The sequence below is a fragment of the Rhodococcus sp. D-46 genome, assembly GCF_011290655.1.
Taxonomy (GTDB): Bacteria; Actinomycetota; Actinomycetes; order Mycobacteriales; family Mycobacteriaceae; genus Rhodococcus_F; species Rhodococcus_F qingshengii.
The window spans coordinates 506500-518739 of the sequence record NZ_JAANTF010000001.1; the positions used below are offsets into that span (position 1 = coordinate 506500).

The window sequence follows — 12240 nt, forward strand, 5'->3', positions numbered from 1 at the left end:
TCTGATCCTCCTGGCGTTATGTCGGATTTGGCCAGGTTGGGAGAGTTCGCCCCACGGTTTGCTGTCGCGGCCCGTAACAGACCAAATTCCCTGAAATGTAACGCTGAGCAGTAGGGTGACCGATAACTGGATAGAAGCCGATGGGGCAATCGAGTGGATTGCGCAGAAACGTGGTGATACATGACGACCTTCGCGGAAGCCTCCCGGACAGCGGCAGGGCAAGCGCGGAACGGGCAGCGGCCGGTGTGGCGAGACAAGAAGCGCTACCTGTGGCCACTGGGTTTGCTGGTTCCTCTCAGCCCGTTCGCTGCGTGGTTCCTGGTCGACAAATTCAGTCTCGGGCTCTTCTGGGCCATCGGGGCGTGGCTGATCGTCATCGTCATTCCCCTGATCGATCTCCTGGCGGGCGAGGACGGCAACAGCCCACCGGACGAAGCGATCCCTGAATTGCAAGAGGATCGTTTCTACCGCTGGTGCACGTACTTGTTCCTGCCCCTCCAATACGTCGGGCTGGTGTTCGTCGCGTGGTGCTGGGTGAACGCTCCGATGGCGGCGGGGGAGAAGTTCGCGCTCGCGATGACTGCCGGCGTGGTTGCCGGTGTGGGGATCAACGCGGCGCATGAATTGGGGCACAAGAGTGAGAAGCTCGAGAAGTGGCTCGCGAAAGTAGCGCTCGCGCAGTCCTTCTACGGCCATTTCTACGTCGAACACAACCATGGTCATCACGTCCGCGTCGCGACGCCGGAGGATCCGGCCAGCTCGCGGTACAAGGAAAACTTCTGGTTCTTCTTGCCTCGCAGCGTCATCGGCGGCCTGCGCTCGGGATGGCGGATCGAAAGCGCTCGTCTGAGGCGTCAGGGGAGACGGACGTGGAGTTACCGCAACAACATCCTGAACGCGTGGGCGATGAGTGTGGTTCTGTTCGGCAGTCTGATCGCCGCGTTCGGCTGGGAAATTGCGCCGTGGCTCGCCGTTCAGGCAATTGCAGGCTTCACGTTCCTCGAGACCGCCAACTATCTCGAGCACTACGGCTTGCTACGTGCGAAGCGGCCTGACGGCTCGTACGTCCGGTGCTCGCCCGAGGACAGCTGGAACAGCGACCACGTCGTCAGCAATCTGTTCCTCTATCAACTTCAGCGTCACAGCGACCATCACGCGAATCCGCGTCTGCGGTACCAGAGCCTGCGAAGTGCGGCCGAAGCGCCGCAACTTCCAGCGGGTTACGCAGTCATGATCGTCTGCGCGTGGGTGCCGCCGCTGTGGCGAAAGGTCATGGACAAGCGACTGCTGGCCTACTACGACGGCGACATGACACGCATCAACGTCCTGCCGGGTAAGTGATCGGCCGGATGGAGGAAGGGCTGCCGGACTAACCTGTAGTACGACCATCCATCATCGCCGAGCCAAGTGAGCCATGACCAACAGCGAAGTACGCGTCCGTTTCTGTCCGTCACCCACCGGAACCCCGCACGTGGGTTTGGTGCGCACCGCCTTGTTCAACTGGGCATTCGCACGACACCACGGCGGCACATTCGTGTTCCGTATCGAAGACACCGATGCGCAGCGCGACAGTGAAGAGTCCTACCAGGCCATCCTCGACGCCCTCCGCTGGTTGGGGCTCAATTGGGACGAAGGCCCGGAGGTCGGTGGGCCGCACGCACCGTATCGCCAGTCCGAGCGTCGCGACCTGCATCTCGACGTTGTTGCCAAGTTGCTGGCCGCGGGCGAGGCCTACGAGTCCTACTCGACCAACGAGGAGGTCGAAGCGCGACACAAGACGGCCGGACGCGATCCGAAGCTCGGATACGACAACTTCGATCGCGAGCTCAGCGACGAGCAGCGCGCTGCCTACATCGCCGAGGGGCGCAAGCCCGTCGTCCGCCTCCGGATGCCCGATCACGATCTGACCTGGAACGACCTGGTGCGGGGCGAGACCACGTTCAAGGCAGGCACCGTTCCGGACTTCGCGCTGACTCGCGGCAACGGCATTCCGCTGTACACCTTGGTCAACCCGGTCGACGACGCGTTGATGAAGATCACCCATGTACTGCGCGGCGAAGATCTGCTGTCCTCGACTCCGCGTCAGCTCGCGTTGTACGAGGCATTGATTCGTATCGGTGTCGCCGATTTCACACCGTCGTTCGGGCACTTGCCTTTCGTGATGGGTCAGGGCAACAAGAAGCTTTCCAAGCGCGATCCCGAGTCCAACCTCTTCATCCACCGCGATCGGGGCTTCATTCCCGAGGGATTGCTGAACTACCTGGCTCTGCTCGGGTGGAGCATCGCCGACGATCACGATGTCTTCTCGCTCGACGAGATGGTTGCGGCCTTCGACGTCTCCAAGGTCAACTCCAATCCTGCCCGCTTCGACCAGAAGAAGGCCGACGCGATCAATGCCGAGCACATTCGTCTGCTCGAGCCGGCCGACTTCGCCGGTCGTCTGAAGTCGTTCCTGGTGGAGCACGGACACATCGGCGCCGACGTCGACGAAGCGACGTTCACTGTTGCGGCGGACCTCGTGCAGACGCGCATCGTCGTCCTGTCCGACGCGTGGGATCTGCTGAAATTCCTGTTCGTCGACGAGGCGTCGTTTGCTCTCGATCCGGCCGCGGCGGCAAAGAACTTGAAGGAAGATGCCGGTCCGGTTCTGGACGCGTCTCTTGCGGCGCTCGATGCCATCTCAGAGTGGTCGGCGGCCAGTATCGAGGAAGCACTCAAGAAGGCCCTCATCGAGGATCTGGAGCTCAAACCGCGTAAGGCCTTCGCTCCGGTTCGGGTCGCGATCACGGGCTCTCACATCAGCCCTCCGCTGTACGAGTCGATGGAATTGCTCGGTCGTGAGGTCTCGCTCGCTCGGTTGCGCGCCGGTAGGGCAGCGGTAACCGCCTAGATCGGACGGTCTTCCGGCCGAAAATGAAGCAAAAACCTCCTGTGACCATACGATTTGGTATTTGGGGCAGGGGTACTGGTAATCTTCTTTTCGGCCGGAGACGAGCCGCCGAGCACAACAGCGAAGCGGATCGAGCAAGGCTGGTGAGCAAGACCTTGGGGTATGGTGTAATTGGCAACACAGCGGTTTCTGGTACCGCCATTCTAGGTTCGAGTCCTGGTACCCCAGCGGAAATCCGGTCGATTTTGTGGCCGGACTCAGACAAGCTAAGCTTGCTGAGCATCCAACAGCAAGACTGAAATACCACGTTTAAAAGCGTGTCCTGGCCCCGTCGTCTAGCGGCCTAGGACGCCGCCCTCTCAAGGCGGTAGCGCGGGTTCGAATCCCGTCGGGGCTACAAAGGAAAGACCCTCCGATCATTGGTCGGGGGGTCTTTTCGTATGTGCGGGAAATGTTTCCGGCGATGCGAAAAACGATCACCCCCAGTCGAATTCGACTGGGGGTGATCGTCATCTCACTCTGTTGTCCGCGACCGGTTATCCGCTCTTGCGGCGGAACTCTCGCTTGTGATCGGCCGGGCCATGCGTGTTGTGGACCTTGGACTGTCCGTCGCGATGGTCGGTCGATTTGGCGTTCTGATGATTCTTCCGTTCGAGGGCCTCACGGAACTTTCGTTTGGTTTCCTCCGATTGGGATTCGGGTTCGGACGGGGTGTTGCTGTCGAGATCGCTCATATGCTCACTCCTTGTTGTTGGGCCTGTTGGTGAAACTACGCCGGCCCGAATTCGATTGCTCGTGATTTTTCCGCTCACGAATCTCAGGGCTGCGGCGGCGGTGCGGTAGAGCCGGAAAGAGGCATCGCAGGCATCCCGAGCTTGCGGTGATCCCACGAACGAGTTCGATCGGGAACGAACCGTACCGCGACGCGCTTGTGGAGCATCGCGTCGACGGCCGGGCGGAGATCGTCGGTGTACGGGCCCGTGTATCGCTCCCAGACGCTGATTCCCACAGCGAAGAGGGCTTCCGGATCTTCGACGATGACCCCGGTACCCTCCATCGAGACTCCTCGGAGCGTGTCGTACGTCTGACCGTCTTCGATCAGGACGGACATTCGGGCGTCCCGGCGAAGATTGACGGCCTTCTGCGACTTGGCTTTGGTCTCGAACCAGATTTCGCCGTCGACTATCGCGAACCACATCGCGATCAGGTGAGGCATTCCGTCGGCGCTCAACGTCGCCATCGTTGCCGTACGGCTCTTTTCGACGAAGCTCGAGATTTCGGCCTCGGTCATCGTGATCTGACTACGCTGCTTTCCTGCCATGGTCGCGTCGCACTCCTACGTGCTCGAGGATCTGAAGGCCTTACTGTGTCACGAATTACAGACGCTTGTGGAGCGCTTCGGCAGCTGCGAGAAGGTCCGCCGCCCAGCGAGCTCCCGGTCGTCTACCCATCCGATCGATGGGGCCGGAGACCGAAATCGCGGCAATGACAGCGCCTGCCGAGTCGCGGACGGGAGCCGCGACGCTGGCGACACCGGGCTCACGTTCGGCCGCGCTCTGTGCCCAGCCGCGCCGGCGAACCTCGAGCAGCACTCGTTCGCCGAAGGATGCATCGGCGAGGACGGTCCGTTGGGTTTGTGGATCTGCCCATGCGAGAAGGACCTTGGCGCCGGATCCGGCGTTCATCGGCAGTCGGGCTCCGACGAGCACCGTGTCACGCAGGCCGGTCGGTGGTTCCATCGACGCGACGCAGATGCGTTGTGTGCCTTCGCGACGGTACAGCTGGACGCTTTCGCCGGTGATTTCGCGAAGGCGGGGGAGGATGAGTCCGGCCGCAGCAATGAGTGGATCATTAGCGGTGGCAGCGAGTTCGGCGAGTCCGGGCCCTGGGCACCACTGACCGTCCGAGTCGCGAGTGAGGAGTCGATGGACTTCGAGACCGACGGCGAGTCTATGGGCGGTCGCGCGCGGCAAACCGGTTCGTGCACAGAGTTCGGTGAGGCTGCACGGTTCCTCAGCTACTGCATGAAGCACGCCCATTGCTTTGTCCAGGACGCCGATGCCGCTATGCTGTCTCATAGGTCGATACCAGTTTCTCGCATAGTGGGATGCTACCGCATTTCCTGGAGGGATAGCGCATTTCCTCGGGACAGTCTGCATCTGCTGTGAAGGCTGGGGACCTACTTCACGCGCGGCGGGCCAGCCCGTAGTCCGCCGACGCGAGGCTACGTACAGAGGTGGAAGACATGGCACAGAAAGCACGCACTCTCGCCGAGAAGGTGTGGGACGACCACGTTGTCGTGAAAGGGGAGGGGCAGGATCCCGACCTCATCTACATCGATCTCCACCTCGTTCACGAAGTGACGAGCCCCCAGGCATTCGACGGACTTCGCCTGGCGGGACGCCAGTTGCGCCGTCCCGACCTGACGATCGCCACCGAGGACCACAACGTTCCGACGATCGACATCGACAAGCCGATCGCAGATCCTGTGTCCAAGACTCAGGTCGACACCTTGCGCCGAAATTGCGAGGAGTTCGGAGTTCGCTTGCACCGCATGGGCGATCTCGACCAAGGCATCGTGCATGTGGTCGGACCGCAGCTCGGCCTGACGCAGCCCGGAACCACCGTGGTGTGCGGCGACAGTCATACGTCGACGCACGGCGCATTCGGTGCGCTCGCAATGGGAATCGGCACCAGCGAGGTCGAGCATGTGATGGCAACGCAGACATTGTCGTTGCGCCCCTTCAAGACCATGGCGATCACGGTCGACGGCGAGCTGCCTCCCGGCGTCACGAGCAAGGACTTGATCCTCGCAGTCATCGCCAAGATCGGCACCGGCGGCGGCCAGGGCTACGTACTGGAGTACCGCGGCGAGGCCATTCGCAAACTGTCGATGGAAGCTCGTATGACCATCTGCAACATGTCGATCGAGGCCGGAGCCCGCGCGGGCATGATCGCACCGGACGAGACCACTTACGAGTTCATCAAGGGCCGTCCGCATGCACCGTCCGGCGCAGAGTGGGACGAAGCCGTCGCCGCGTGGGAGTTGCTCAAGACCGACGAGGGCGCGGAATTCGACAACGAGGTTCACATCGACGCAAGCGCATTGACGCCTTTCGTCACGTGGGGAACCAATCCGGGACAGGGTGCGCCGCTCGGCGACCGTGTGCCTGATCCCGAACTGATCGTCGACGAGAGCGAGCGTCAGGCAGCCGAGAAGGCGCTCACCTACATGGGTCTCGACGCCGGTATGCCGCTTCGGGATGTTTCTGTCGACACCGTGTTCGTCGGTTCGTGCACCAACGGACGCATCGAAGACCTGCGCGCAGTGGCGGAGGTGCTCGAGGGTCGCCATGTGGCAGAGGGCGTTCGGATGCTCATCGTTCCCGGCTCGATGCGGGTGCGGGCTCAAGCCGAAAGCGAAGGTCTCGGTGAAATCTTCACAGCGGCAGGGGCTGAATGGCGCCAGGCCGGTTGCTCGATGTGCTTGGGAATGAACCCTGACCAGCTTGCTCCCGGCGAGCGTTCGGCATCGACGTCCAACCGGAATTTCGAAGGCCGACAGGGTAAAGGCGGCCGGACTCATCTGGTTTCCCCGCTCGTCGCGGCTGCCACGGCGGTCCGCGGAACGCTCTCGGCACCGGCCGATCTGGTCTGACCCACTTACCATCTCGAGGAGAATTTCGATGGAATCCTTTACCACGCACAAGGGTATCGGCGTCCCGCTGCGACGCTCGAATGTCGATACCGACCAGATCATCCCTGCCGTGTACCTGAAACGGGTGACGCGCACCGGATTCGAGGACGGGCTGTTTGCAGGCTGGCGTACCGACCCCAACTTCATTCTGAATCTGGCTCCGTACGACAAGGGAAGCGTCCTCGTGGCCGGTCCCGATTTCGGCACGGGCTCTTCGCGTGAGCATGCCGTGTGGGCTCTCTCCGACTTCGGATTTCGGGTCGTCATTGCTTCCCGGTTCGCCGACATCTTCCGCGGAAACGCCGGAAAAGCCGGTCTCGTAGCGGCACAGGTCGAGCAGAGCGACGTCGAATTGCTCTGGAAGTTGCTCGAAGAGCAGCCCGGACTGGAATTGACAGTAGATCTCGAGAATCGGACCGTCAGCGCCGGAACTACGGTGGTGCCGTTCAATATTGACGACTACACACGGTGGCGTCTGCTGGAGGGTCTCGACGACATCGGACTGACATTGCGGCAGGTAGACGCGATTTCCGAGTTCGAAAAGTCAAGGCCTTCATGGAAACCGACTACCCTTCCAGCCCGAATTTCGCAGGGCTGAACCGAAATCCGCAACTCCGCGCGGGAAGAGAAATAGGTCACCATTTCGCAGTCACGTTGAATGAGAATTGGCGTGGCACATAGACTCTTGCCGTTATCAGGTTTACCGTGGTTCTCAGTCGGTCCGACGGTGGACCACAATTAGCGGAGGAATTTCAATGAACAAGGCAGAGCTCATCGATGTTCTGACTGAAAAGCTGGGTTCGGACAGGCGCACAGCGACCGACGCAGTGGAGCACGTCGTGGACACCATCGTCCGCGCCGTCCACCGTGGCGAGAGCGTGACCATCACCGGCTTCGGAGTCTTCGAGCAGCGTCGTCGTGCAGCACGTGTTGCACGCAACCCGCGTACGGGCGAGACCGTCAAGGTCAAGCCGACGTCGGTTCCGGCTTTCCGTCCGGGTGCGCAGTTCAAGGCTGTTATCGCTGGTGGACAGAAGCTTCCGGCCACCGGCCCGGCAGTCAAGCGTGGCGTAGCAGCACCGGCCACCAAGGCTGCAGCCAAGAAGGCTGCTGCCAAGAAGACCGCAGCCAAGAAGGCTCCGGCCAAGAAGGCTCCGGCCAAGACCGCAGCCAAGAAGACGGTTGCCGCGAAGGCTCCCGCCAAGAAGGCTCCGGCCAAGACCGCAGCCAAGAAGACGGTTGCCACCAAGGCTCCCGCCAAGAAGGCTCCGGCCAAGACCGCAGCCAAGAAGACGGTTGCCACCAAGGCTCCCGCCAAGAAGGCTCCGGCCAAGACCGCAGCCAAGGCTCCGGCCAAGAAGGCTCCGGCCAAGAAGGCTCCCGCCAAGACCGCAGCCAAGAAGGCTCCGGCCAAGAAGGCTCCGGCCAAGCGCGCAAAGTAGTCGCGTTCGGGTGAAAAACCCGATGCCGTAAGACAAAGAGGTGCAGCCGCGGATCAGATCCGCGGCTGCACCTCTTTTTTGCTGTCTGGGAGAAGTGTGAATTCTCCTGTGTTTCAGTGCTTTGCAAAACTACCGAATCGAGCTGAGTGTCGGTTGGTCCAAATCCCTCAGGAGTTGGCGACTTTGGGGAGCGGGCTGTCGAGGTGATCCGCGGCTACCAGACGGCCGTCGAGGAACGAGAGCACCCAAGTGCTCGCCTTACGGTTGCGCGCCGAGGGCAGTGTTACACCGGCCGTATCAGCCCACCAGCGCATCAAATCGGGGATGACGCCTCCTTGGCTGCAGATTACGGGAGTGCCCTCCAGTGCGGCGATCTGCAGCGCACGCGCCCTGGCGGCGTCGGGATCGGCCTCGTAACCTTCTTCGGTCAGAAGAGGTTCCGTCGAAATCTCTACACCCAATGCCTCCGCCAATGGCATCACAGTGTCGATGCAGCGCGTACGGTCAGCCGCGAAAACCGAATCGGCTCCGAAGATTTTCAGCTGTTCGACCAAGGCGGCGGATTGCTCTTTGCCCTTGGCGTCGAGTGGACGCACGTTGTCGTCGCCCTTGTATCGCTTACGGCTTCCAGCTTTTGCGTGGCGGACGAGTAATACCGTTTTCGTGTCAGGCCGAAGGGAAACGAAGCGGCGAAGAATCATTCGATCCATCGGGTAGGAAAGATGATCGGCGACCTCGGTGACCGGAAGCCAATAGAGAACATCCACTTCGCTATTCGGCCCGAAATCTCCGTCCACTGCTTCGGCCGACCAGTATTCGACCCGTTTGAGTTTGCGATGTCCCGGGATCGGGTACGTCACGCCACCGAGGTGCCTTCCGAAACGTCCGGTGATCGAGGTCTCTTCGCGGACCTCGCGAACTGCTGCGGTCAAGAAGGTCTCGCCGGGATCGAGCTTTCCTTTGGGGAATGACCAGTCGTCGTACTTCGGTCGATGTACGACGGCGATCTCGATGGCGGAAGGATCCTGAGGAGCCTTCCGCCACAGAACCGCGCCTGCGGCAAAGATGTTGGCTTTGACCGGCTTGTCGCTCATTGTGTGATCCGAGCCCGTCAAGACCCGCTGGCGGTGCGGCTGCGCATCAACGACTGTTGATGCTCACGTACGTCCTCACCGCGTTCGGGGGCAGCGACCCAACTCCCGTCCGGATGCAGTACCCAGCAGCGAGTTCGGGGATCGAGCGCGGAGTCGAAGATGTCACCGAGTTGCTTCGACAGTTTCGGGTCCTTGACCTGCACCATGACCTCGACGCGGCGATCGAGGTTGCGGTGCATCATGTCTGCGCTGCCGATCCAGAATTCGTCGGCCGAGCGGAAATGGAACATTCGCGAGTGTTCGAGGAAGCGTCCGAGAATGGAACGTACTTCGATGTTTTCGCTGAGGCCGGGAACGCCCGGCTTGAGCGCGCAGATTCCGCGAACCACGATCTCGACGGGGATACCGGCCTTGGACGCGCGGTACAACGCGTCGATGACCTGCTCGTCGACCAATGCGTTGGCCTTCAAGCGGATACCGGCATCGCGGCCTGCGAGCTTGTGCGCGATCTCGTTGTCGATCCGCTCGATGATCCCGCGGCGAACCCCATACGGCGCTACGAGAAGGTTGCGGTAGCTCGTCTTTCGGGAGTATCCGGTCAGCGAGTTGAAGAGGTCGGTGAGGTCTGCACCGATCTCCGGTGCTGCAGTGAGCAATCCGACGTCCTCGTACATGCGCGCGGTCTTCGGATTGTAGTTGCCCGTGCCGATGTGGCAGTAACGACGAATGGTCGAGCCCTCTCGCCTGACGACGAGGCACGTCTTGCAGTGAGTCTTGAGACCGACGAGACCGTAGACGACGTGAACGCCGGCCTGCTCGAGTTTGCGTGCCCACTTGATGTTGGCCTGCTCGTCGAAGCGGGCCTTGATCTCCACCAGCGCGACAACCTGCTTGCCCGCTTCGGCGGCGTCGATCAGTGCATTGACGATGGGGGAGTCGCCGGAAGTGCGGTACAGGGTCTGCTTGATCGCGAGCACCTGGGGGTCGGCGGCGGCCTGTTCGATGAAGCGTTGAACGCTTGTGGAAAACGAGTCGTATGGGTGGTGGACGAGCACGTCGCCTTCGCGCAGGGTCGAGAACACGCTCTTCGGAGTCTCGCGTTCACCGAACGCCGGATGCGTCGCCGGGACGAACGGAGCGTCTTTGAGAGCGGGGCGGTCGACGGCGTAAACCTGCCAGAGGCAGGACAAGTCGAGGAGACCGGAAACCTCGATCACGTCGGCCGGATCGACGTCGAGTTCACGCAGAAGCAGTTCGAGCATGTGCTCGGTCATGTCGTCGGCAACTTCGAGGCGAACGGGTGAACCGAAACGACGACGCGCCAATTCACGTTCGAGTGCCTGCAGCAGATCCTCGTCCCGATCTTCTTCGACCTCGAAATCGGCGTTGCGTGTGATTCGGAAAGCGTGATGTTCGACGATTTCCATTCCGGGGAACAGCACGTCCAGATGAGCCGAAATCAGTTCTTCCATCGGGAGGAAAGAATCGATGGTGGACGAAGATGTCGTGCTCTTGACTCGCACGAACCGGCCGACGTTGTCGGGAACCTTGACGCGAGCGAAGTGTTCGCCGCGGGTGACGGAGTCCTTCACTGTCACGGCGAGGTTGAGGCTCAGTCCGCTGATGTAGGGGAACGGGTGGGCGTGATCGACTGCCAACGGCGTCAGTACCGGGAAGACCTGCTCGTGGAAATGCGCCGAGAGCCGGCCGTGATCGTCGGCACTGAGGTCGGCCCATCGAACAATTGAAATGCCTTCTGCCGCCAGGGCAGGGCGGACCGAGTCGAGAAACACGTGTGCGTGCTTGTCAGCGAGTTCCTGGGTGCGACGCGCGATGAGCGCCAATTGTTCGCGTGGGGAGAGGCCGTCGGCGGACCTGACCGACAGTCCCGTCTCGTCGCGGCGCTTGAGTCCGGCGACCCGGACCATGAAAAATTCGTCGAGATTGGAAGCGAAGATGGCGAGGAACTTTGCGCGTTCGAGCAACGGCAGTGACTCGTCGGCAGCCAATGCGAGAACACGGGCATTGAAATCGAGCCAGCTGAGTTCGCGGTTGAGGTAACGATCCTCGGGAAGTCCGACGAGCAATTCGGGTAGCTCTGCCTTGGTAGCTGCAGGGGGAGCGCCCGGGATGTTGGTGGCGACCGCGACGGCCTGAGATCGCGGCGAGGTGGCCGCGCCGTTCTCGTGCCGGCCGGAGCTGTGGTCTCCGTCCGACTGGTCTTCGGAAATACGGTTTTCGAGTGCTTCGCCATTGCTCACTCGTCGATCATCCCCCACAATCGCGCGGTCCGACAATCGATGAAAGAAAATTCATCGACTGTTCGACGGCGTGGCCTTGAGTCTGGTCAACGAAGCCGATGTCGCGGGGCCTACTCCCAGTGCTCGCACAGTGCCGAGATCGGCATGGGTGTCGACGTCGGTGCGCAGTCCCGGCCATTGGCCGTTGAGTGGACGAGCACCTGAATTGGCATGTCCAAGTGCGGATTCCGGCCCGAACCGAGGGTCGAGCGCGCTTTCGCCGCACGCAAACAATGCGGAAGTGCCGGTGCCGTGGTGATCGACGACGACTGAACGTCCGCCGCTTCGGGCCGCGGCCACGGCCTCCGTCAGTTCGCTCGGTTGCATGGCGGGCAAGTCGGCTTGCAGCACAACGAGGTCGACCACTCCGCGCTTGGCTCGGATATCGGCGGCCGCTGCACTCAACGCCGCGTTGAGGGTTTCCTCCGTGCGCGGTGTTGCGCCGTTGGTTCGGGCGCCGTCGGGAGCTGGATCGGCGTAGACCGTCACGCCGACGGAATATGCAAGGGCGGCAACGGTGGGGTCTGGGGTGACCACTGTGACGCTGTCGATGGCCGAGACGGCTGCAACTGTGGCGAGGGTGTCGTGAAGCATGGCCAACACGAGGTCTGCACGCGCGTCCGAGTCGAGTTCGCCCGCGAGGCGGGACTTGGCCGATCTCAAGGACTTGACGGCCACTATCGCATGCATGGGGCGTTCGATCTCCGTGCGCGCATGCGGTGTCTCCACGGCGTGTGGGTACGGGGGTTCCGCGCTGTCCATCCCTCGATCTTGCCAGTCATCACGCTCGGTGTCCGCGGCTGCCCACCGCAGTGCA

11 protein-coding genes and 2 tRNA genes are annotated in these 12240 nt (G+C 61.7%); 7 read left to right on the top strand and 6 right to left on the bottom strand.

Going from position 1 to position 12240, the window contains the following annotated elements; all coding sequences use genetic code 11:
- Positions 1 to 180: 180 nt before the first annotated feature.
- The 4 genes from G9U53_RS02445 (at position 181) to G9U53_RS02460 (ending at position 3287) form a co-directional block, all read left to right on the top strand.
- Positions 181 to 1341: an alkane 1-monooxygenase gene (locus G9U53_RS02445; protein ID WP_030535413.1), complete on the top strand. Its 1161-nt coding sequence runs from the start codon at positions 181 to 183 to the stop codon at positions 1339 to 1341.
- A gap of 73 nt (positions 1342 to 1414) precedes the next feature.
- Positions 1415 to 2890 carry a glutamate--tRNA ligase gene (gltX, locus tag G9U53_RS02450; RefSeq protein ID WP_165638290.1) on the top strand — a complete coding sequence of 492 codons (1476 nt, stop codon included), beginning with the start codon at positions 1415 to 1417 and terminating at the stop codon, positions 2888 to 2890.
- A gap of 156 nt (positions 2891 to 3046) precedes the next feature.
- Positions 3047 to 3118 (top strand) — tRNA-Gln (locus tag G9U53_RS02455).
- Between the two features lie 96 nt (positions 3119 to 3214).
- Positions 3215 to 3287: transfer RNA gene (locus G9U53_RS02460), tRNA-Glu, on the top strand.
- A 139-nt stretch (positions 3288 to 3426) separates the two neighbouring features.
- Here the strand turns inward: G9U53_RS02460 and G9U53_RS02465 are convergent.
- The 3 genes from G9U53_RS02465 to G9U53_RS02475 all read right to left on the bottom strand — a co-directional run bounded on the left by G9U53_RS02465 (position 3427) and on the right by G9U53_RS02475 (position 4968).
- Positions 3427 to 3624: a DUF5302 domain-containing protein gene (locus G9U53_RS02465; RefSeq protein ID WP_007729345.1), complete on the bottom strand. Its 198-nt coding sequence runs from the start codon at positions 3622 to 3624 to the stop codon at positions 3427 to 3429.
- Positions 3625 to 3707: 83 nt separating this feature from the next.
- The gene (locus tag G9U53_RS02470; protein WP_003944740.1) at positions 3708 to 4211 is read right to left on the bottom strand and encodes a PPOX class F420-dependent oxidoreductase; all 504 of its coding nucleotides are present in this window, start codon (positions 4209 to 4211) and stop codon (positions 3708 to 3710) included.
- Between the two features lie 55 nt (positions 4212 to 4266).
- Complete coding sequence (locus G9U53_RS02475) at positions 4267 to 4968, bottom strand: IclR family transcriptional regulator (RefSeq protein ID WP_007729342.1); 702 nt, start codon at positions 4966 to 4968, stop codon at positions 4267 to 4269.
- Between the two features lie 158 nt (positions 4969 to 5126).
- Between G9U53_RS02475 and leuC the strand changes: the two genes are divergently transcribed.
- The 3 genes from leuC (at position 5127) to G9U53_RS02490 (ending at position 8029) form a co-directional block, all read left to right on the top strand.
- Positions 5127 to 6548: a 3-isopropylmalate dehydratase large subunit gene (gene leuC / locus G9U53_RS02480; RefSeq protein ID WP_003944727.1), complete on the top strand. Its 1422-nt coding sequence runs from the start codon at positions 5127 to 5129 to the stop codon at positions 6546 to 6548.
- A gap of 28 nt (positions 6549 to 6576) precedes the next feature.
- The gene (leuD, locus tag G9U53_RS02485) at positions 6577 to 7185 is read left to right on the top strand and encodes a 3-isopropylmalate dehydratase small subunit (RefSeq protein ID WP_003944724.1); all 609 of its coding nucleotides are present in this window, start codon (positions 6577 to 6579) and stop codon (positions 7183 to 7185) included.
- Between the two features lie 157 nt (positions 7186 to 7342).
- Positions 7343 to 8029 (top strand): HU family DNA-binding protein, encoded by a 687-nt coding sequence (locus G9U53_RS02490; protein WP_047271271.1) that lies wholly within the window; start codon positions 7343 to 7345, stop codon positions 8027 to 8029.
- A gap of 167 nt (positions 8030 to 8196) precedes the next feature.
- Here G9U53_RS02490 and G9U53_RS02495 read toward each other — a convergent pair whose 3' ends face one another.
- The 3 genes from G9U53_RS02495 to cofC are packed head-to-tail and all read right to left on the bottom strand — an operon-like array spanning position 8197 to position 12185.
- Positions 8197 to 9123, bottom strand: a complete 927-nt coding sequence (locus G9U53_RS02495) for an NUDIX hydrolase (RefSeq protein ID WP_007729338.1) — start codon at positions 9121 to 9123, stop codon at positions 8197 to 8199.
- A gap of 17 nt (positions 9124 to 9140) precedes the next feature.
- Positions 9141 to 11384 carry an RNA degradosome polyphosphate kinase gene (locus G9U53_RS02500; protein WP_003942685.1) on the bottom strand — a complete coding sequence of 748 codons (2244 nt, stop codon included), beginning with the start codon at positions 11382 to 11384 and terminating at the stop codon, positions 9141 to 9143.
- A 51-nt stretch (positions 11385 to 11435) separates the two neighbouring features.
- Positions 11436 to 12185 (bottom strand): 2-phospho-L-lactate guanylyltransferase, encoded by a 750-nt coding sequence (gene cofC / locus G9U53_RS02505; protein WP_080552786.1) that lies wholly within the window; start codon positions 12183 to 12185, stop codon positions 11436 to 11438.
- Positions 12186 to 12240 lie beyond the last annotated feature (55 nt).

Excerpts from the sequence above, each read along its gene's own strand:
- G9U53_RS02445 (WP_030535413.1), top strand. The coding sequence starts at position 181 with ATGACGACCTTCGCGGAAGCCTCCCGGACAGCGGCAGGGCAAGCGCGG.
- gltX (WP_165638290.1), top strand. The coding sequence starts at position 1,415 with ATGACCAACAGCGAAGTACGCGTCCGTTTCTGTCCGTCACCCACCGGA.
- G9U53_RS02465 (WP_007729345.1), bottom strand. The coding sequence starts at position 3,624 with ATGAGCGATCTCGACAGCAACACCCCGTCCGAACCCGAATCCCAATCG.
- G9U53_RS02470 (WP_003944740.1), bottom strand. The coding sequence starts at position 4,211 with ATGGCAGGAAAGCAGCGTAGTCAGATCACGATGACCGAGGCCGAAATC.
- G9U53_RS02475 (WP_007729342.1), bottom strand. The coding sequence starts at position 4,968 with ATGAGACAGCATAGCGGCATCGGCGTCCTGGACAAAGCAATGGGCGTG.
- leuD (WP_003944724.1), top strand. The coding sequence starts at position 6,577 with ATGGAATCCTTTACCACGCACAAGGGTATCGGCGTCCCGCTGCGACGC.
- G9U53_RS02490 (WP_047271271.1), top strand. The coding sequence starts at position 7,343 with ATGAACAAGGCAGAGCTCATCGATGTTCTGACTGAAAAGCTGGGTTCG.
- G9U53_RS02495 (WP_007729338.1), bottom strand. The coding sequence starts at position 9,123 with ATGAGCGACAAGCCGGTCAAAGCCAACATCTTTGCCGCAGGCGCGGTT.
- cofC (WP_080552786.1), bottom strand. The coding sequence starts at position 12,185 with ATGGACAGCGCGGAACCCCCGTACCCACACGCCGTGGAGACACCGCAT.